The sequence below is a fragment of the Bradyrhizobium sp. LTSP857 genome (assembly GCF_000938285.1).
Lineage (GTDB): Bacteria > Pseudomonadota > Alphaproteobacteria > Rhizobiales > Xanthobacteraceae > Bradyrhizobium.
This window is the reverse complement of the sequence record NZ_JYMS01000007.1, coordinates 664,015-684,142: the sequence shown is the minus strand read 5'-3', so window position 1 is coordinate 684,142 and position 20,128 is coordinate 664,015. Positions and strand designations below refer to the sequence as shown.

Annotated in this window: 18 protein-coding genes and 1 pseudogene; 8 read left to right on the top strand and 11 right to left on the bottom strand. The window is 63.6% G+C overall.

The window, feature by feature from the left end; genetic code table 11:
• Position 1: 1 nt before the first annotated feature.
• Positions 2-1,357 (top strand): sensor histidine kinase, encoded by a 1,356-nt coding sequence (locus UP06_RS04835; protein ID WP_045000914.1) that lies wholly within the window; start codon positions 2-4, stop codon positions 1,355-1,357.
• A gap of 15 nt (positions 1,358-1,372) precedes the next feature.
• Here UP06_RS04835 and UP06_RS04830 read toward each other — a convergent pair whose 3' ends face one another.
• The 4 genes from UP06_RS04830 to UP06_RS04815 all read right to left on the bottom strand — a co-directional run bounded on the left by UP06_RS04830 (position 1,373) and on the right by UP06_RS04815 (position 6,116).
• On the bottom strand, positions 1,373-2,662 hold the full coding sequence (locus tag UP06_RS04830) for a M20/M25/M40 family metallo-hydrolase (protein WP_045000913.1): 1,290 nt from the start codon (positions 2,660-2,662) through the stop codon (positions 1,373-1,375).
• Between the two features lie 120 nt (positions 2,663-2,782).
• Entirely contained in the window at positions 2,783-4,384 is a 1,602-nt protein-coding gene (locus UP06_RS04825; RefSeq protein WP_045000912.1) for a TRAP transporter large permease, read from the bottom strand.
• On the bottom strand, positions 4,381-4,920 hold the full coding sequence (locus UP06_RS04820; protein WP_045000911.1) for a TRAP transporter small permease subunit: 540 nt from the start codon (positions 4,918-4,920) through the stop codon (positions 4,381-4,383). Before UP06_RS04820 ends, UP06_RS04825 begins: the two co-directional genes overlap by 4 nt.
• Positions 4,921-5,192: 272 nt before the next feature.
• Positions 5,193-6,116 (bottom strand): LysR family transcriptional regulator, encoded by a 924-nt coding sequence (locus tag UP06_RS04815; RefSeq protein WP_045000910.1) that lies wholly within the window; start codon positions 6,114-6,116, stop codon positions 5,193-5,195.
• A 74-nt stretch (positions 6,117-6,190) separates the two neighbouring features.
• Here UP06_RS04815 and UP06_RS04810 point away from each other — a divergent pair.
• The 3 genes and pseudogenes from UP06_RS04810 to UP06_RS04800 form a co-directional block, all read left to right on the top strand.
• A pseudogene (locus UP06_RS04810) lies at positions 6,191-7,096 on the top strand (NAD(P)-dependent oxidoreductase); the annotation flags it as partial.
• An 8-nt stretch (positions 7,097-7,104) separates the two neighbouring features.
• Positions 7,105-8,634, top strand: coding sequence for an aldehyde dehydrogenase family protein (locus tag UP06_RS04805; RefSeq protein WP_045001179.1), 1,530 nt, complete (start codon positions 7,105-7,107; stop codon positions 8,632-8,634).
• Positions 8,612-10,039: a DUF3100 domain-containing protein gene (locus UP06_RS04800; RefSeq protein WP_245305399.1), complete on the top strand. Its 1,428-nt coding sequence runs from the start codon at positions 8,612-8,614 to the stop codon at positions 10,037-10,039. Before UP06_RS04805 ends, UP06_RS04800 begins: the two co-directional genes overlap by 23 nt.
• Positions 10,040-10,100: 61 nt before the next feature.
• Here UP06_RS04800 and moaA read toward each other — a convergent pair whose 3' ends face one another.
• From moaA to UP06_RS04785, 3 genes are all read right to left on the bottom strand, one after another.
• On the bottom strand, positions 10,101-11,153 hold the full coding sequence (gene moaA / locus UP06_RS04795) for a GTP 3',8-cyclase MoaA (RefSeq protein WP_045000907.1): 1,053 nt from the start codon (positions 11,151-11,153) through the stop codon (positions 10,101-10,103).
• A gap of 108 nt (positions 11,154-11,261) precedes the next feature.
• Positions 11,262-11,744 (bottom strand): hypothetical protein, encoded by a 483-nt coding sequence (locus UP06_RS04790; RefSeq protein ID WP_045001177.1) that lies wholly within the window; start codon positions 11,742-11,744, stop codon positions 11,262-11,264.
• Between the two features lie 155 nt (positions 11,745-11,899).
• Entirely contained in the window at positions 11,900-12,589 is a 690-nt protein-coding gene (locus UP06_RS04785) for an HAD-IA family hydrolase (protein WP_045001175.1), read from the bottom strand.
• 166 nt (positions 12,590-12,755) lie between these two features.
• On the opposite strand from UP06_RS04785, the gene rpiA reads away from it, so the two are divergent.
• Genes rpiA through gor form a run of 3 tightly spaced genes read left to right on the top strand, consistent with a single transcriptional unit; the run spans position 12,756 to position 15,422 of the window.
• Positions 12,756-13,469 carry a ribose-5-phosphate isomerase RpiA gene (rpiA, locus tag UP06_RS04780; protein ID WP_156162761.1) on the top strand — a complete coding sequence of 238 codons (714 nt, stop codon included), beginning with the start codon at positions 12,756-12,758 and terminating at the stop codon, positions 13,467-13,469.
• Between the two features lie 2 nt (positions 13,470-13,471).
• Positions 13,472-13,987 carry a DUF2059 domain-containing protein gene (locus tag UP06_RS04775; protein WP_045000905.1) on the top strand — a complete coding sequence of 172 codons (516 nt, stop codon included), beginning with the start codon at positions 13,472-13,474 and terminating at the stop codon, positions 13,985-13,987.
• A gap of 46 nt (positions 13,988-14,033) precedes the next feature.
• Complete coding sequence (gor, locus tag UP06_RS04770; protein ID WP_045000903.1) at positions 14,034-15,422, top strand: glutathione-disulfide reductase; 1,389 nt, start codon at positions 14,034-14,036, stop codon at positions 15,420-15,422.
• A gap of 8 nt (positions 15,423-15,430) precedes the next feature.
• Here gor and UP06_RS04765 read toward each other — a convergent pair whose 3' ends face one another.
• Positions 15,431-15,685, bottom strand: coding sequence for a hypothetical protein (locus UP06_RS04765; protein ID WP_245305398.1), 255 nt, complete (start codon positions 15,683-15,685; stop codon positions 15,431-15,433).
• 177 nt (positions 15,686-15,862) lie between these two features.
• On the opposite strand from UP06_RS04765, the gene UP06_RS04760 reads away from it, so the two are divergent.
• A complete protein-coding gene (locus tag UP06_RS04760) occupies positions 15,863-16,111 on the top strand; it encodes a DUF6894 family protein (protein WP_045000899.1) in 249 nt (82 codons plus the stop codon).
• A 254-nt stretch (positions 16,112-16,365) separates the two neighbouring features.
• Here UP06_RS04760 and UP06_RS04755 read toward each other — a convergent pair whose 3' ends face one another.
• The 3 genes from UP06_RS04755 to UP06_RS04745 form a co-directional block, all read right to left on the bottom strand.
• The gene (locus tag UP06_RS04755) at positions 16,366-17,661 is read right to left on the bottom strand and encodes a DUF892 family protein (RefSeq protein WP_045000898.1); all 1,296 of its coding nucleotides are present in this window, start codon (positions 17,659-17,661) and stop codon (positions 16,366-16,368) included.
• A 107-nt stretch (positions 17,662-17,768) separates the two neighbouring features.
• On the bottom strand, positions 17,769-18,776 hold the full coding sequence (locus UP06_RS04750; RefSeq protein ID WP_045000897.1) for an alpha/beta fold hydrolase: 1,008 nt from the start codon (positions 18,774-18,776) through the stop codon (positions 17,769-17,771).
• A gap of 57 nt (positions 18,777-18,833) precedes the next feature.
• A complete protein-coding gene (locus UP06_RS04745) occupies positions 18,834-20,009 on the bottom strand; it encodes a zinc-dependent alcohol dehydrogenase (protein ID WP_045000895.1) in 1,176 nt (391 codons plus the stop codon).
• Between the last annotated feature and the right edge of the window lie 119 nt (positions 20,010-20,128).

The following is a 20,128-nucleotide window of genomic DNA, read 5'->3' as shown; positions in this document are numbered from 1 at the left end:
CGTGTCCGCCGCCGGCTCCTTTGGCAGGTCGCCGTCGTTCAAATCGCTGATCTCGCGCATCGTGTTCATGCACATCGTCGCGGTCGCGGTGGCCGCGATCTTCCTGCCGCTGGTGCTGTTCTGGCTGCTGAACTCGGAAGTCGACCAGCTGCATCGCGACGCCATGCGGGCTCAGGCCGAAGTGCTCGCGGAGCGCATCGTCCCGCAGGCGGACGGCACGCTGGCGTTCAATCTGCCCGACAGCCTGCGCGGGCTCTATTCGGACGCTTACGGCCGTTACCAGTACGACATTCGCGATGGCGAGGGCCGGTTGCTGTTTTCCTCGCACCGGAAGACCGGCGCGGCCGTGGCTGCGCCGCGTCTGTCCGAGACCATCTCCGGCGCCGGTGTCACCCGGATTATCGAGGGCCAGCCCGTGCGCATCCAGGTCGCCGAGGATCTGGCGCATCGTGACGTCATCATCGATGACATCATCTCGAACTTCTTCCTGCGGGTGGGGTGGATCACCATCCCGATCCTCTTGATCCTGCTCGCCACCGACATCTTCATCTTCCGCCGCGCCGTCGCGCCGTTGTGGAAGGCGTCGGAAGAGGCGAGCAATATCGGCCCGTCGCGCACCGATATCCGCCTGCCGACGGAGCAGATCCCGCGCGAGATCATGCCGCTCGTCACCGCCGTCAACCAGGCGCTCGATCGCCTCGAGGATGGTTTTCGCGTGCAGCGGCAGTTTACCGCCGATGCGGCCCATCAATTACGCACGCCGCTCGCGATCCTGCGCACACGGATCGAGACGCTTGGCGACGGCACAGCAAAGCAGGCGTTGCATGCCGACATCGAGGGCATGAGCCGCATCGTCGCGCAGTTGCTGGAGATCGCCGAGCTCGACACCCTCGTGCTCGATCCCGGCGAGACCGCTGACTTACGCGCCGTCTGCGCCGAGGTGGTCGGTGCAATCGCGCCATTCGCGATCGCCCAGCACAAGGACATCGCACTCAAGGGCAGCGGCGCGCCCGTGCTGATCCACGGCAATTCCGAGATGCTCCAGCGCGCGATCTTCAACCTCGCCGAAAACGCCATCAAGTTCACCGCGAAGGATAGTTCGGTTGATGTCGAAGTCGGTGACGACGGTGTGGTGCGGGTGCGCGATTGCGGTCCCGGCATTGCCGAAGCCGAGCGCGAGCTGATCTTCCAGCGCTTCTGGCGCCGCGACCGCCAGCGCAGTGACGGCGCGGGCCTCGGGCTTTCGATCGTGCGCGGCGTTGCGGACGATCATGCTGCGACGGTGGCGGTCGAAAATCTCCCCGGCGGCGGCGCGGAGTTTACGTTGCGGTTCAGGCTGGCGGAAGCCGCTGTTTGAAGCGGCGAGGGGCCGCTATTTCAGCTTGCCGGTGGACAAATCCATGATCATGCGCGTGGTCAGGTAAAGCCGCGGCACGATGGTGTCGAGCTTCACGTACTCTGCATCGTTGGAGTGTGCGCCGAAGCCCGACAGGCCCATGCCTTCCACCACGGCTCCTTTGGTCTTGAGCGCGGCAAACGCGGCGTCGGTGCCGCCGCCGGTGGCCTTCTCGTCGACCCTGAGGGGCAGTCCGATCTCCTGATAGATCGTCTTGCCGTAGGCCGCCACGCCGCGCGAGGCGTCGTTGGCCTCCAACGGCGGGCGACGCACCTCGAATTTCAACTCGACCTTGGAATCGGGCAGCAAACGATTTTTGATCTTGTCCTGGAGCGCCTTCTCCAGCTCGTCGAAATCTGCCACCTTGAGCGCACGCGCATCGGCCTGGGCCGTGGCCTCGGCGGGGATCACGTTGCGGTTGGTGCCGGCCTTGGAGACCGTCCAGTTCAGCTTCAGGCCCTGCTCGGGTTTGGACAGGTCCTTCATCTGAAGCACCTGGTGCGAGAGTTCGTACAGCGCGTTGATGCCGCCCTCCGGCCGTGCGCCTGCGTGCGAGGACTTGCCCTGCACCGTGAGATAGGCCGAGCCGATGCCGCTGGTGGCGAGGCGCAGCGTGCCGTCGGTGCCGCCGCCCTCGAACGAGAACACCACGTCCTGATCCCCGGCGAACTTGGTGATGGTACTGCGCCAGCCGGGCGAGGAGATTTCCTCGTCGCCATTGGTGAGTACTGTGAGCGTGCCGTAATCGTGGAAGTTCATCTTCTGAAGCAACGCCACGGTGTGGAGAATCAGCGCAACGCCCTGCTTGTCGTCGGCAATGCCGAGGCCGTAGGCCTTGTCGCCGTCGATGCGGAACGGCTGGTCCTTCAGCATGCCCTTCAGGTACACCGTGTCCATGTGGGCGATCAGCATGATCTTCTTGCTGCCGGTGCCCTTGAACACGGCGTGCACGGCCGGGCCGATCTTCTCGGGCGTGTCGTCGAGGCGATAGATGTCGGTGGTTTGCAGGGTCTCCACCGTGCCGCCGAGCTGCTTGAGCTGGCCGGCGACGCGCTCGGCGATCTGGTTCAGGCCTTCGATGTCCTTGCTGCCGGATTCGATGCTGACGAGATCGCGCAGCGTATCGAGCAGCGGCTGCTGCTCCTTTTGCGCCAGCGCATGGACATCGGCCATTGGCTCGGCATGCGCGACAGCTGTGGCACATGCCAGCCAGAGCGCCGCGATCAACGGACGAGCGAGCGATGGAGCAAGATGCGATCGGGACATAAGCGGCGGTCCATAGATTGGAGGATAGCCCGATATGCCCGTGTTTTCCGCGCTTGTCACGCGGCCGGCGCGCCCGTCATGCGCCGCCGAGGCGGAACATGACGGCGAGGGGCATGGCCGCTACTTCGTCGGTGGTCCAAGATCCAGCGGCGGCAGGTCGATCTGCGGAACCTCGATCCTGACCTTGTCGAGGTCGACATTGACCGGCTTGTCGAGCAGGCCCGTCACCGTGATCGGGAAGGCGATCACGATCAGCACCATGATCAGCTGAAGGCCGATCCAGGGCATCGCGCCCCAATAGATGTCGGAGCTCTTCACTTCCTTCGGTGCGACGCCGCGCAGATAGAACAGCGCGAAGCCGAACGGCGGATGCAGGAACGAGGTCTGCATGTTGACGCAGAGCATGACGCCGAACCAGATCAGCGCCGGTCCGTCACCGACGACGGGTCCCAGAATTTTCTGCGCGATCGGCGCGATCATCGGCAGGATGATGAAGGCGATCTCGAAGAAGTCGAGGAAGAACGCCAGAAAGAAGATGAAGAGGTTAATGAAGATCAGGAAGCCCCAGACGCCGCCGGGCAGCGAGGTCAGGAGATGCTCGAGCCAGACGCCGCCGGAGACGCCGAGGAACACCACCGAGAAGCAGGTCGAGCCGATCAGGATGAAGGTGACCATGCAGGTGAGGCGCATGGTGGATTCGTAACCCTGCTTGATGAGGTCGCGCAGGTCGGGGATGCGCGCGGCCTGGATGCAGATCCAGGCCACGGCGAGATAGGTTACCGCGAACGCGAGCTTGAAGACCAGGTTCTGGGTGAACAGCATCGCGACGATGGTGCCGATACCGGCCGCGATCACGCCGATGATCAGCACCTTGCGGTCGGTCGAGGTGAAATCCTTGTGATGGATCGCGGCGAGCACGATGGCGCCGACCGCGCCCATCGCGCCGGCTTCGGTCGGGGTCGCAAGACCCATCATCATGGTGCCGAGCACGACGAAGATCAGCACGGCGGACGGGATGATGCCCATCAGGCACTTCTTCCACAGTGGCCAGCCGGTCAGCGTGCGCGCCTCCAGCGGCACAGGCGGCACGTGGTCCGGCTTGATCAGGCCGAGGATGAAGGTGTAGCCGGCGAACAGCATGATCTGGAACACCGACGGGCCCCAGGCGCCGAGATACATGTCGCCGACCGATTTGCCGAGCTGGTCGGCGAGCACGATCAGCACCAGCGAGGGCGGCACCAGCTGCGTGATGGTGCCGGAGGCAGCTAACACGCCGGTGATGTAGCGCATGTTGTAGCCGTAGCGGATCATCACCGGCATCGAGATCAGCGCCATGGCGATGACCTGTGCCGCCACCGTGCCGGTGATGGCGCCGAGGATGAAGCCGACGATGATCACGGAATAGCCGAGGCCGCCGCGGATCGGGCCGAACAGCTGGCCCATCGAATCCAGCATGTCCTCGGCGAGCCCGCATCTCTCCAATATCGCGCCCATGAAGGTGAAGAACGGGATCGCAAGCAGTAGCTCGTTGGAGAGCACGCTGCCGAACACGCGGCCGGGGATCGCCTGGAGGAAGTTGAGGTCGAAGAAACCGAGATGGATGGCGAGGAAGCCGAAGGAGAGGCCGACTGCCGCCAGCGTAAACGCGACGGGGAAGCCGAGCAGCATCACCAGGACCAGGCCGCCGAACATCAACGGCGGCATCATCTCCAGCGTGATCATTGAGTCGGCCTCTCGTACTTGGCGTCGATCGTCACATAGCCCTGGAGAGCCGCGATACGCTTGATGACTTCGGAAACTCCCTGCAATGCCAGCAACACGAAGCCGGCGGGGATCACGAACTTGATGGGCCAGCGGATCAAGCCGCCGGCATTGCCTGACATCTCACCGACGCTATAGGCCTGCATGAAGAACGGCCAGGACAGATAGGCGAGCAGGAGGCAGGAGGGAATCAGGAAGAACAGCGTGCCGATCATGTCGAGCCAGAGCTGGCCACGCTCGGACAGCATCAAATACATGATCTCGACGCGGACGTGCTCGTTGCGCTTGAAAGTGTAGGACGCGCCGAACATCACCAGGATCGCGAACATGTACCATTGCAGCTCCAGCCAGCCGTTGGAGGAGTTGCTGAAGGCATAGCGGATCATGGCATTGGCCGCGCTCACCAGACATGCAAGCAGCACGAGCAGGTTGCAGACGTACCCGATCTTCTCGTTGAGGAGGTCGATGGCGTTGCTCACCGCCAGCAATGGACGCATCTTACTTTCTCTCCGTCGCGGTCTAGACTTCACGGGAGGCATCAGCGCGCATCACTCGGCCCGCGTGCAATATGCATGCGGCCACACGGCTCGTTGTCCGGAGCGATTGCGGCGTCAGTCCTCCCCTCGCGCCTTGCCGTCTTGACCGCGACCGCCGAAGGGGCGGGCCGGCTTATTGCTGCCGGGCAAGCAAAGGCGGGGGCACCAAACCAGCGGGTTCGCGCGCCGTCAATCGGAAAATGGACAAATTGACGGCCGCTCAAAAGCTTAGGTTAGCGGCGGCCGGCCTGGAAGGCCTTCATCCGGCCGATCAAGAACCTGAGCAGTTGGCTGGCTGCGTTCGGCAGTTCACGGCCCAATCGGGTGATGATGTGGGCTTCTGCAGAGGAGAGCAGAACGTTGTCGACCGGAATGGCAACGAGCGATCCGTCCTCGAGATCGGCCGCGACCGAAAAGGCCGGAAGCAAGGTCACGCCAAGATCGGAACGAACGAAATGTCGCAAGATACTTATCGAGGTTGTGGTCAGCTTGGGCGAGAGGCCGACCTTCTCGGATGTTTCAGCCATCGCGAGCAATTGGCGTGTGCCATAGCCCGCATGCATGGTCCCGAGCGCGTGTTTGGCGATCTCGCGTAGCTTGACCGGGCGGCGGAGCTTCACAAGCGGATGGTCAGGGCGTGCGATCAGGCAAATCGGCTGGCGGATTGCGGCGCAGGAGCGGATCCGTGGATCCTGGGGTGGATGATAGACGAGCCCGATGTGGCAGCGATCGTCCGCTATTGCGCGTATGACCTCGCTCGTGCCCGCGAGTTCCAGCGAAATGGTCAGCTGCGGATGCCGGCGCCAGAACTCGCCGAGCGCGCCGCCCATGAGATCGGCGACAAAGCCTTCGCCCAGCACGAGGTCAATGTGACCGCGATGCAATCCCTGGAGTTCCCGCAACCTTGCCAGGGTGTCGTCCCGGTCCACCGCATGGCGGCGATAGTGCTCGATCAGGAGCTCGCCGGCTTCGGTGGGTCGCACCCCACGGCTGTGCCGGTCGAGCAGGGCTGCGTCGAGCGCTTGCTCGAGCAGGGCGATCTGGCGGCTCACCACAGACGGGTTCACGCCGAGCGCGTCGGCGGCCGCGCGCACGGCGCCGTAGCGCGCGGCCTCGAACAGATAGCGAAGCCGGTTCTCATCGATTGCATTGATCATGCCCAAGTGTTGCTCATGAGGCAACATTAGGCAACCGCGCCGCTGATGCCCAGGCCGGCCCTGGATCCCTATGGTCTTCCCGGCATTCGCAGGTGAGGGACAGAGACATGGCGGTCGTCGGCGTCGTTGGGCTGGGGAATATGGGGCGCGGCATGGCGCTCTCGCTGACGCGGGCCGGCCATGAAGTGCTTGGGACCGACGCCTCGGAAAAGGCCCGCAGCGCGCTCGCATCGGAAGGCATAGCGGTTTTCGAAGGCGTTGCGCCGCTCTGCGCCCGCGCGGATCTGCTCGTCCTGTCGCTGCCGACCGCCGAGATCGTCGACGCCGTCGTGACCGGCAAGGACGGCATCATTGCCCATGCGCGGCCGGGCTTGCGCGTGGTCGACACCTCGACATCCAATCCCGAGACGACCCGCCGGCTCGCGGCGGCTCTTGCCGCGCAGGGTATGGCGATGATCGATGCGCCCGTCAGCGGCGGTCCGAAGGGCGCCATCACGGCCACCATGACCATGGTGATCGGCGGCGCGGATGACGATGTGGCCGCGGTCGAACCGATCCTGGCCGACATGAGCGCCAAGCGGGTCCATGTCGGATCGGTCGGCGCCGGGCATGTCTGCAAGATCATCAACAATCTGCTCTGCGCCGCACATCTGCTGACCGCCGCAGAGGCGATGCGCATCGCGCGCGACGCCGAGGTCGATCCGGCCCGGCTGCTCGAAGGTCTCAATGCCGGCTCCGGCCGGTCCGGCGTCACGCAGGTCAATCTACCGACATGGGTCCTGAACGGCGCCTTTGATTCCGGATTCACGATGGCGCTGATGCGCAAGGATGTCCGCCTTGCCGCTCAGCTCATCGCCCGGCTGGCACTCGACCTGCCGATCGCCCGGGAGACCGCGCGGATCTGGTCCGAGAGCGCCGCCTCGATCGGCGACGCCGAAGACTTCAACAGGATCGTCGAGCTCCAGCTCGGCAGGATGTGAGCGACACCATGGCCCCCTTCATCGACACGCGGCTGCGCGATTCGCTCGCACCGTTCTGGCCCGACTGCACGGCGATCGGTTCTCACGTCGCGAGCCGCATCGCTCCCGGCACGGGCGAACTCATCACGATCGATGATCCTGCAACCGGCGCGCCGCTCTACGCCTACCATGATGCCGGTGAGGCCGTGGTCGCCGAGGCGGCAGCGGCAGCTGTCGCGGCGCAAGCCAGCTGGACACGGCTGACTGGCGCGGCCCGCGGCCGCGTCATGCAGGCGATCGCGCGCGCAATTCAAGGCAAGGCGGAAGAACTGGCGCGCCTTGAGTCGTTGTCGGCCGGCAAGCCGATCCGCGACACGCGCGTCGAGGTCGCCAAGGTTGCCGAGATGTTCGAGTACTATGCCGGCTGGACCGACAAGTTCCACGGCGATGTGATCCCGGTGCCGTCGAGCCATCTCAACTATACGCGGCGCGAGCCTGTCGGTGTCGTGCTCCAGATCACGCCCTGGAATGCGCCGATCTTCACCTGCGGTTGGCAGGTCGCGCCCGCCATCGCCATGGGCAACGGCGTGCTGCTAAAACCTTCGGAGCTGACGCCGCTCACCTCCATGGTACTGGCACATCTCGCCGAGCAAGCCGGATTGCCGGTCGGTCTTGTCAACGTGCTCGCAGGCTACGGCCACACGACGGGGCAGGCAGCGCTTGGCCAGCGCGCAGTGAAGAAAGTGGTTTTCGTCGGGTCGGTGCCGACAGGCAGGCTGATCGCGGAGGCCGCGGCCAAGCGGCTGTTGCCCTGCGTTCTCGAACTCGGTGGAAAGTCTGCCAACATCGTGTTCGCCGACGCCGATCTTGCGCGCGCAGCGATCGGTGCGCAGTCGGCGATCTTCGCAGGCGCCGGACAGAGCTGCGTCGCTGGCTCGCGGTTGCTGGTCGAGCGCTCCGTCTACGATCGTTTCGTCAGGATGGTCGCGGATGGCGCAGCGAGGCTGAAGGTCGGTGCACCCAGTGCGGCGGATACCGAAATTGGGCCGATCAACAACGCGCGGCAGTACGATCGCGTGCTCGCAATGGTGAAGCAGGGCCTCGCGGAGGGCGCGACGCTTGCGACCGGCACCGACGGCAGCACCGAGCAAGGCGGATTCTTCATCGCGCCGACCGTCCTGCGCGACGTCAGCAACAGCATGGCGGTTGCCCGCGACGAGATATTCGGACCCGTCGTCGCCGCGATCCCGTTCGATTCCGAGGAAGAAGCGGTCGCGATCGCCAATGACAGCGATTTCGGTCTTGCGGGTGCGGTCTGGACCCGCGACGTCGGGCGCGCGCATCGGGTCGCTGCGCAAGTCAGGGCAGGGACGTTCTGGATCAATTCCTACAAGACGATCAGCGTCGCATCGCCCTTCGGTGGCTTCGGCATGAGCGGCTACGGCCGTTCGAGCGGGGTCGAGACACTCTCTGAATACACACAGGTCAAGAGCGTCTGGGTCGAGACGGCAGCCGAACCGGCTGTGGGCTTCGGTTATGCACCGGGCGTCCGGGAGTGACGCCTACAGGGCTATAATCTCATCCGTGGAACGGGGGCTTCGCATGAGCAACGTCACGTCGGCATCGCCAACAGCAATCGATGCAGGTCGGGCAGGCCTGCCCAAGGTCTTCGTCGGCGTCTTCGTCACCGTCCTGCTCGCTGAATTGATCGGCGCGGTCGCAGTTCCGCTCGGCGGGACCTACAAGGTCGTGCTGTTGCCCTTGCTCTGGGCGCTGTTGCTTGGCGCGGCCTGGGGGCTTGCGAGTCCGCGTCTTCCGGCAGCGATGCGCTTTGACCTGCGCACCCAGGCGATCGCGGCTGCCGCGCTCCAGCCGGCCTTGCTTCTGTTTGTCGCCAAGCTCGGACTGCTGGTCGGCGGGTCGCTGCCGAAAATCCTGACCGCCGGCTGGGCGCTGGTGTTCCAGGAGTTCGGGCATTTTTTCGGCACGATGGTATTCGGCCTGCCGGTTGCCCTGCTGCTCGGCATCAAGCGCGAAGCGATCGGCGCAACCTTTTCGGTTGGGCGCGAACCGAGCCTCGCCATCATCGGCGAAAAGTACGGGATGAACAGCGCTGAGGGGCGTGGTGTCCTCGCCGAGTACATGACCGGCACGATCTTCGGCGCTGTTTTCATCGCAATCTTCGCGGGCGTCATCACCGGTCTCGGCATCTTCGATCCGCTTGCCCTCGCCATGGGCGCCGGCGTCGGCTCAGGCAGCATGATGGCTGCCGCCTCCGGCGCGATTGCGGCTCAACAGACCCCTGATGTCGCCAAGGATATCGCTGCCTTCGCAGCGGCAAGCAATCTGATCACGACGACCATCGGCACGTATTTCACGCTGTTCCTGTCGCTGCCCTTCACGGTCCGGGCGTACGGCGTGCTCGAGCCGATCCTTGGTCGCGGCCGGGAGACGACTTCGGAGGAACTGATGTCGCCGGCCGCTGCCGGCGCAACGCTCGCGCATCAACAGACGGCGGATGTCTCGGCGATCGAGCGCTTGTCGATCTGGATTGTGAGCGCACTCATTGCCCTGATCGGCAATTACATCGCCTACAAGACTGTGCCGGACGCCTCGGTTCTCGCCGGCGCCGCGATCATTGTGGCAGCCGTCATGATCGGCCACCTGGTCTACCTGCTTACGAAGGGCTGGGTACCTGCCGTGGTTTGGGTGTCCCTTGTCGCGATGGCTTTGACCAACCCGGCGACGCCCTTTGCGGCCGAGATCGCGGCCATGACCGGGAAGATCAACTTTCTCGCGCTCGCGACGCCGCTCCTGGCGTTTGCGGGTCTATCCATCGCCAAGGACATGCCGGCATTCCGATCGCTCGGCTGGCGGATCGTCGTCGTCTCGCTGATGGCGAACGCCGGTACGTTCCTGGGCGCGACGGCCATCGCGCAGTTCTTCATGCACAAGCCGGTCTGATCGTCTTGTTGTTTGAGCATGATCTTTTCGGAAAACCGCTGCACGCTTTTCCGGATCCTGCTCAGCCGCCGGTGACGCTCATGTGGCGGGAGACGCTGGGACGGTCGTGGCGGCGGTCGATGATGAAGTCGTGGCCCTTGGGCTTGAGCCCGATGGCGCGGTCGATCGCAGCCGCCAGCAGCGTATTGTCATCAGATGCACGCAGAGGCTTGCGCAGGTCGGAGGCATCCTCGTGGCCGAGGCAGGTGTGCAGCGTGCCCGTGCAGGTGATGCGCACCCTGTTGCAGGATTCACAGAAATTATGGGTCATCGGCGTGATGAAGCCGAGCTTGCCACCGGTCTCGGCGACGCTGACATAGCGCGCCGGCCCGCCGGTGCTTTCGGCCAGATCCGTCAGCGTGAACTGCTGGGCAAGCCGCGCGCGCAGCAGCGACAGCGGCAGATATTGGTCGATGCGGCCCGAGCCGATCTCGCCCATGGGCATCACCTCGATCAGGGTCAGCCCCATGCCCTTGCCATGGGCCCAGCGCATCAGATCGGGGAGCTCATCCTCGTTGAGATTCTTCAGCGCCACTGCGTTGATCTTCACGGCGAGGCCCGCGGCACGCGCCGCCTCGATGCCTTCCAGCACCTTGTCGATCTCGCCCCAGCGGGTGATTTCGCGAAACTTCTTGGGGTCGAGCGTGTCGAGCGAGACGTTGATGCGGCGGACGCCGCAATCGGCAAGCTCCTGCGCATGCTTTGCGAGTTGCGTGCCGTTGGTGGTCAGCGTCAGCTCGCCCAGGGCGCCGCTGGTCAGATGGCGCGACAGCGAGCGCACCAGCGACATCACGTTGCGGCGGACCAGCGGCTCGCCGCCGGTGAGCCGCAGCTTCTTCACGCCCTTGGCGATGAAGGCTGAGCAGAGCCGGTCAAGCTCCTCGAGCGTCAAGAGGTCGGCCTTGGGCAGGAACGTCATGTCTTCCGACATGCAATAGAAGCAGCGCAGGTCGCAGCGGTCGGTGACGGAGACGCGCAGATACGAGATGGTCCGCCCGAACGGATCGGTCATGGCGCCCGACAGCGCGGCGAGGGGGCTCGCTGTGGCGAGAGGGCTCGCGGTGGATCCGTTCATTCGAGAGGCCTTGTCACTTACGGCGACGGGCGCACCTTTGCTTCAGTGGTGCTCTGGAAGCAATCTAAGCATCAGAAGCGGCAAGGACAATCGTGCGCTGTGCGGAAGTCAGCGCTTGCCCGCATTCGGATCGGGGAACGGCGTGCCCGCGGCGGGTGCAGCATCGGCCGGCGCTGCGGCGGGAGCGGCTGCAGCCGGTTTCGGCTTCTTTGGCTTCGGCCGGTGCGGCTTCCTTACCGGCTTGGGCGGAACTGCCGCCTGGAGCTCGGCAAAGACCGGGTTCGGATCGGTGGTCACCGAAGCGGGCGTTGTGAAATCGCCGGGATTCTTGATCACGTTCACGGGCACGCTGACCGGCTGGTACTTGTTCAGAGCGTAGTTGACCGTGAAGGGGGCGTTGGGGGCGGGAACCGACACTGAGCAGGGGGTCTTGCAGCCCGGCCCGAGCGAGGTATTTGCGTCGGCGCCCGGGGGATTGGATTCGAGCCGGACCTGGACGGTCGGCGGAGCCGATTTGAACATGTCCCAAGACACTGAGGAGCAGCCACCAAGGCTCGCTCCCGCTAACGCAATCGCGATGACACGACGCATGACCATCCACTTCTACTGCGACGAACCGCCACATTCCCCGCGGCGACCTTAGGAGGGTCGTTTTCCGCAGGCAACCGGCGGGCTGCGCATAGTTAATAGATGGTTAACGCAGGGTTCCTACGAATTATAGAGTAATTTCAGTGCCTTGTAGGAGGCTAAGCCGTCATCAGGCTGTGGGCCGCGGCCGGCAGGTCGCGCATGTGATGGATCAGCCGGTCCGGCTTCAGCTCGGCGATCGGCACGTCGGTATAGCCAAAACTGACCCCAATCACGGGCACCCCGGCGCGCCGGGCGACCCCGACGTCGGTTCCGGCGTCCCCGACCATGATGCTGGCCTTCACGTCCCCGCCGGCCCGCGCCACGGTCTCCCGGAAAATGGTCGGGTCGGGCTTCTGGACCCCAAACGTGTCGGCGCCGCAGATCGCCGCGAACCGGCCGCTGAGGCCGAGTTGGTCCAGCAGCCGCTTCGACAGCCATTCCAGCTTGTTGGTGCAGACTGCCAGCCGATGGCCCTGTGCCGCAAAAAGGTCGAGCGCGTCCTCGAGCCCCTCGAAGGGCCGCGATTCGACGGCGATATGGTCGGCGTAATAGACGATGAAATCCGACGTCAGGCGATCCATGTCTGCCACGCTGACGGTGCGCCCCTCGGCCTCCAGCCCCCGTTCGATCAGCTTGCGGGCGCCGGCACCGATCATGTTGCGGGCCGAGGCCATCGGCACCGGCGGCAGCCCTTCGCGATCGAGCACGTAATTCAGCGCGGTGATCAGGTCGGGCGCCGTATCCACAAGCGTGCCGTCGAGATCGAAGACGAGGGTGTAGGGACAGGTCTTGTCTGGGGAGGTCATGCCGAGAGCGCTATCGGTCCGGCCGGCCCGGCGCAAGGGGAGCAGCCATAAGATCAGCTTATAGGCCTGTTCCCCAGACCCTGTTCTCCGAGGAAAAACGAGGCTACATAGGCCGCCGCAAGTGGCCGATATGGCGGCATACCCTTAACCCAGAGGCAGGCGCAATTTGGACATGGACCAGTTGAAGCGGCAGGCCGCGGCGCGCGCCCTCGAGGAGGTGCGTGACGGCATGCAGCTCGGGCTTGGCACCGGGTCGACCGCAAAACACTTCGTCGAGCTGCTCGGCGAGCGCGTGCGCGCCGGGCTCAAGGTGATCGGCGTGCCGACCTCGGAGACGACGCGCGCCGACGCGATGCGCTGCGGTGTGCCGCTGACCACGCTCGATGAGATCGATCATCTCGACATCACCATCGACGGCGCGGACGAGATCGATCCCGCGCTCAATCTGATCAAGGGCGGGGGCGGCGCGCTGCTGCGCGAGAAGATCGTGGCGGCCGCCTCGGATCGCATGATCGTGATCGCCGACGACACCAAATGGGTGCCTGCGCTCGGCCGCTTTCCGCTGCCGGTCGAGGTGATCCCGTTCGGATTAGGGGCGACACGCCGCGCGATCGAGAAGGCATTTGCGGAATGCGGCGTTTCTGGGCAAATGGCGGTCCGCAAGGGCAAGGATGGCCACGTTTTCGTCACCGATGGCGGCCACTGGATCGTCGATGCCCAGCTCGGACGAATTGAGGATCCCGCTCATCTCGCCACGGCGTTGAGCGCAATCCCCGGCGTGGTCGAACATGGACTGTTTATCGGCTTGGCCAGCTCGGCTGTTTTGGCGGGTGGCGAGGGAATCCGCGTGGTTGAACGGCGAAAGCCGAAAGGAGACTAGGAATGAAGAGCCTGTTGAAATTCTTGCCGGCCGCGACCCTCGCTGTGGGACTGGCCCTCTCGGCCGTTCCGGCCATGGCGCAGTCGACCCCGCCGAAGGCTTCGCCTGCGGCGATTGCAGCGGCCAAGGAGATCCTGACGATCAAGAACGCCGCTGCGATGTACGCCGGCGCCGTGCCCGGCCTGGTCGAGAAGACCAAGATCGCGCTGACCCAGCAGAACCTGAACTATCAGAAGGACCTCAACGAGGTCGCGCCGATCGTCGCCCAGCAGCTCGCTGGCCGTCAGAACGAGATCGGCGATGGCATGGCGCAGATCTATGCCAGCGAGTTCACCGAGCAGGAGCTGAAGGACCTCGTGACCTTCTACAAGTCGCCGCTCGGACAGAAGCTGATCAGCGCTGAACCCCGTGCCATTGGTCTCAGCATGGCCTTCATGAACTCCTGGGCCCAGAACTTCTCCGAGACCGTGATGGGCAACTTCCGCGCCGAGATGCGCAAGCGTGGCAAGGAAATCTGACAGTACCTATCTGATCTGAAAATCCTGAAAGAGGTCGGAGTGGACAATGGCTGAATTCGACGTCGACCTCTTTGTCATCGGTGGCGGTTCGGGCGGCGTGCGTGCCGCCCGCATCGCGGCTGGCCACGGCGCCCGCGTCATGATCGCGGAAGAGTACCGCATGGGTGGCACCTGCGTGATCCGCGGCTGCGTGCCCAAGAAGCTGTTTGTGATCGGCTCGCATGTCCGTCACGAGATCGAAGATGCCGCCGGCTTCGGCTGGACCATTCCGACCGCGACCTTCGACTGGCCGACGCTGATCGCCAACAAGGACAAGGAGATCGCGCGGCTGGAGGCGGCCTATACGACGAACGTCGAGAAGTCCGGTGCGCAAATCATCAAGAGCCGCGCGGTGATCGAGGACAAGCACACCGTCCGCCTGCTCGAGAACGACAGGAAGATCACGGCAAAATACATCCTGATCGCCACCGGTGGCGCGCCCAACCACGGCGCCTCCATTCCCGGCGTCGAGCACGTGATCTCCTCCAACGAGGCATTTCACCTGAAGACGCAGCCCAAGCGCATCGTGATCCAGGGCGGCGGCTACATCGCGCTGGAATTCGCCGGCATCTTTGCCGGCTACGGCTCCGGCGTCACCGTGATCTATCGCGGCGACAACATTCTTCGCGGTTTCGACGAGGACGTCCGCGCCCATGTGCGGGCCGAGATGGAGAAGCAGGGCATCACCATCCTTACGGGCTGCACCGTGACGAAGGTCGATCGCCACGGCGACGAGTTCACCACTCATCTGTCGAACGGATCGAGCGTCGCCTCCGACCAGGTGATGTTCGCGATCGGCCGCCATCCTGCGGTGGCCAATCTCGGCCTGGAGAAGGCCGGCGTCGCCATCAATCCGAAAAATGGCGGCATCGCGGTCGACGGTTTCTCGAAGAGCTCGGTCGACAGCATCTACGCGATCGGCGACGTCACCCATCGCCACAACCTGACGCCGGTCGCGATCCGCGAGGGCCATGCCTTCGCCGACACCGTGTTCGGCAAGCGCGAGGTGAAGGTGGATCATGCCACCATCCCGACCGCCGTGTTCTCGCAGCCGGAGGTCGGCACCGTCGGTCTCACCGAGACCGAGGCGCGCGCGCAATACGATTATGTCGACATCTACAAGACGACGTTCCGCCCGATCAAGGCGACGATGTCCGGCCGCGACACCCGCGTGCTGATGAAGCTCGTCGTCGATGGCGCCTCCGATCGTGTGCTCGGCTGCCACATCGTCGGTGAGGCCGCCGCCGAGATCACGCAAGCCGTCGCGATCGCAGTGAAGATGAAGGCGACCAAGGCCGACTTCGACGCCACCATCGCGCTGCATCCGACCGCGGCGGAAGAGCTCGTCACCATGCGCACGCCGACCGCGCGCCACGTGCGGCAGGCGGCGGAGTAGGGTGGCGCTCAGCGGATTGTTTTCTTGTCGCCGGCCGGTTCATCGATCTGCGCCAAAGGCGCCTTGTGCATCGACACGAACGTTCGTCCCATCGTGACGTTCTTCTGGGCGCGGATCTGCGAGTTGTCGTAGGTCCAGCATTCCCCGGAATCGTCGAGAAAAACGACCCAAAGCAGATTAAACTCCGCCCCGTAGTCGATAAGGATGTGGGCATAGCCGTCGCCCTTCGGCGTGACGACTGGAATGGCCGGGTTCAGCTGCAAAATAGACAAGTATGCTCCGGGGTCTGAAGTGCAGGACCAACGTGGCGTAAGGAGCTCTGTTCCTGTTGTCCGGCGCGCACTGTTTGAAGGTTGCATGCAGGCAGGCCGCTGCTAGTCCTTCCTATTTTTGGAACGTGTGCCTTGACCGTCGCTTGGCATTGACGGGAGTGCGAAGCGATGTCGCGATATTATTTCGATCTGCTGGACGATCACATTCTTGCAGTAGACGAGGAGGGCCTGGAGCTTCCGAGTTTGCAAGCTGCGCAAGCGGAAGCCGCCAAATCTTTAGCCGATATGGCGCGGGATATAGTCCATGGTTCCTCAGCGGTCGCCGGCAAACGCGACATGGCGATTGAGGTCCGGGACGCCGCCGGCCCTGTCATGCAGGTGAAGTTCACCTTCGAGATCGAGAGATCAAAGCACTGAGATCCCGTCACGCGATCTCTAAGATTTACGCGCTCTCTGAAATCTTGCCCTTGCCCTGGCAGGACACGCATTTGACTGGATAGATTTTGCGGCCTGGGCGGGTCGGCTCCACGGACTTGGGAAAGCCGGTTCCTTTGCACAGCGGGCACATATGTTCTTTGATCTTCGGGGGCATGCTAGATCCTTTCCGCCGTGACGGCGCGGCGGCCCCGCGGGGGCCGCCTTCGACTTATGGTCCATATTTCGACGCTGATCTACCCTCCGGCGGGCTCATCTTCGACAAGGGTCTGCTCGATCGCGGCGGGCATTTTCGCAACCGACATCAATGAACGCGCGACCTGATTGAGTAGCTGGTCCGCGTTCTCCTCCTCCGCCAGATTCTTGGACAGCAGCGCGACGACGGCGCTGTGACGCAACTGCTGCGCCAGGTTGCGGGCCGTCGTGTAGCCGGCAATCTCGTAGTGCTCGACCCGCTGTGCCGCACCGATCAACGCGAGATCCGCGGCGGCGTCGTCCTTCTTGGCGCCCTCCTTGATCACTTCGTCGCCTTCTTCGACAAGGCCCTGCATACCCTTGCAGGCCTTGGCGCGAGGTTTCTTGCCGAGCAGCTCGAAGCATTCGTCGAGACGCTCGATCTGCGCTTCGGTTTCGGCGAGATGGACGGTGAAGAGTTCGCGGAGCTGGTCGTAGCGTGCGGCCTCGATCATCTGAGGCAGCGCCTTTGTCAACTGCTTCTCCGCATGCAGGAGATCCCGCAGCTGATCGATCAGCAGGGCGTCGAGGCCAACGAAGGGTTCCGCCGGCGAACTCTCGGCAACGATCGAAGGTGCCGCGCCGGGATCACCGCCCTGGAGTGCCGGCGATTCCATGAATACCCAGTCGTCGCCCTCGTTCCAGGGGCCTCTTGTGTCGATTTCACCGTTGTCGCCGGACCCAGTCGAATCGTTGAAGAACTGGTCGACGAGGCCGGGCGTTGGAGCGATGCGGCCGATGCTGAACGCAGGCTTCTTCATGCTTTCCAGCGCGCGCGAGAACGCCTTCATATGGGTGATTTCGCGTGTCATCAGGAACTGCAAAGCGTCCTTGGTGCCGGCGTCGTCACAGAAATTGATCAGCCGTTCGTAGACGATCTTGGCGCGCGCTTCCGCAGCGATGTTGCTGCGCAGATCGACGTCCAGTTCGCCGGTGATCTTGAGATAGTCGGCCGTCCAGGCATTGCCCTGCGAGTTGAACAGGCTGACGCCCCCGCCGCCGGCGATCGCGATCAAAGGATCGGCTTCCGCCGCGTCGCGATCGAACTTCATGGGCTTCAAATGTAGCCGCGCGAGCGAGCCGACGACTTCGAGATGGCTCAATTCCTCGGTTCCGATATCCATCAAAAGATCCTTGCGGTCCGGATCTTCGCAATTGAGACCCTGAATGGAATATTGCATGGCGGCCGCAAGCTCGCCGTTGGCGCCGCCGAACTGCTCCAGCAGCATATTGCCGAACCGCGGATCGGGCTCGTCGACCCGGACGGTGAACATGAGCTTCTTGACGTGATGATACATGGAAAGACCTTTGATGGCAGGAGATACCAGGGCCAACCGGCCGCTGTGTTGGACGTTCCTAATTGGATCGCGCCGCGATCAGATTCCCCTCGATGTGATTGGGGCTCTCAATGCAGCGTTTCCGCCGCGACCTCGTTGACTGCGGTCATCAGGTCGGCCGTATCCGACTGCTGGATCATATGACCCGCATTGGGGACGCGGCGCATCTTGCTGTGCTTGATCTCGTCATGAAGCCGGCCGGACTGCTGGTCGATGTCGATGAGGCGATCGTCCTCGCCGGCCAGGATGGTGACCGGCATGGCCAGTTCGCCGTAGGTTTTCGCAGACATCATCGCAGCAGGAACCATTAACGCTGCCTCGGCGGCGCCGGCACGAAGCTGCGACGGACGCACGGCCAACGACTTTGGAAAACCGTCGAATTTTTGCGGAACGGATTTCGGCCCGAACAGCTGTCGCAGCATCGCCGGCCACATCAGGCGGCTGAGGATTGGGGAGATCGTGTAACTGAGGATATCGCCAAATCCAGGGATCGCCGGTCCGGCCATCGCCATCATCGCGTCGGTGCGTGCGGTCGGGAAATAATAGCCCGAAGCCAGCACCAGGGCTTCGACCATTGCGGGGTGCCTGCTTGCCAGGGCGACCGCAACCGACGCTCCCCAGGAATGGCCGAGCACGATCGCTTTTTCGACGCCGAGGTGCGCAAGCGCATCCTTGAACAGGTCCGCTTGGGCTGCAGGCGTCCACACCACATTGCGGGGCCTCAGGCTGTGGCCAAATCCGGGACGGTCGAACACGATCACGCGATAGTCCTTGGCGGCGAGATCGATCAGGCCGCTCGACTCGAAATCCTGGATCATGCTGCCATTGCCATGGAGCAACACCAGGGGACGACCGGCTCCCCGCTCCACATAGTGCAGGCGCACGCCGTTGATGTCGATGAACCGGCCTTGTGGCGGGTTATCGCGCTGTGCCTTGTCGGCAAGTCGCCGATTGACGATTGCAGCCGTTGCCATCAGGCCGGCTGCGGCCACAACGGCAGAGACAGCAGGATATTCCGCGAGAGCGTGAAGGGTCATGGCCGCCAAAGATGGCGAACGTTTTTTCAGAATGCGCATGTGACACTTTCGCTGACCGGAGCCAGCTGTTGGAGAGGAGCGGCGGACGATTCCGGATTAACGTCCTGGTCTCATCACGACCTTGATGACGCCGGCTTCTTTGTCGCGGAACTTCCGGTACATCTCGGGCGCGTCTTCGAGACTGGCCGGATGTGTCACCACAAAGCTGGGATCAATTTCGCCCTCGATGATCTTCGCGAGCAGTGGCTTTGTGTAGGCCTGCACGTGGGTCTGACCGGTTTTGATGGTCAGTCCCTTGTTCATGGCGGCGCCGAGCGGGATCTTGTCACCCATTCCGACATAGACACCCGGAATCGATATTGTGCCCGCCTTGCGGCAAGCCATGATGGCCTGACGCAGAACGTGAACGCGATCAGTCGCCAGGAAGGTCGCGGCCTTGACCTTGTCGAGCACCGCGTCGGCCGAGCCGTGGCCGGATGCTTCACAGCCCACCGCGTCGATGCAACTGTCTGGGCCGCGCTTGTTGGTTCGCCGCATCAACTCATCATGAACGTCGGCCTTCGAGAAATCGATGATTTCCGCACCACCGGCTTCCGCCATGTCGAGACGCTCGGGCACTTCGTCGATTGCGATGACGCGCCCAGCTCCGAGCATGAGCGCGGAGCGAATGGCGAACTGACCGACTGGACCGCATCCCCAGATCGCGACCGTGTCGCCTGGTTCGATCTGCGCATTGACGGCAGCCATGTAGCCGGTCGGAAAGATGTCGGACAGGAATAGCGCCTGCTCATCCGTGATGCTGTCGGGAATCTTGATTGGCCCGATATCGGCCATCGGCACGCGCAGGTACTCGGCCTGACCACCTGAATAGCCACCCAGCATGTGGCTGAAGCCAAAGAGCCCGGCGGGCGACTGGCCCATGGCCTTGGCCGCGATCTCCGCGTTCGGATTGGTACGGTCGCAGCAGGAAAACAAGCCTTGCTTGCAGAACCAGCAATCCCCGCAGCTGATCGTGAAGGGAACCACGACGCGATCACCGATCGCGAGATTTTTGACCTCCGATCCCAGTTCGATCACCTCGCCCATATTCTCATGGCCAAGGATGTCGCCGCTCTCCATGGTTGGTTGATAGCCGTCGAAGAGATGCAGATCCGAACCGCAGATGGCACAGGCGGTGATTTTAATGATGGCGTCCCGCGGATGCTGGATCTTGGGATCCGGAACCGTGTCGACTCGAACGTCGCCTTTGCCGTGCCAACAGAGCGCACGCATGGTCAGATCTCCATTTTTGGGGACGGCATGCGCATTCGCGGGTCATGTCGTGCAGACGCAACAGGAGGGGCAGAGATATGTTCCTAATCGCGCGGATGCGCCTCAGTGCCGAGGTGCGG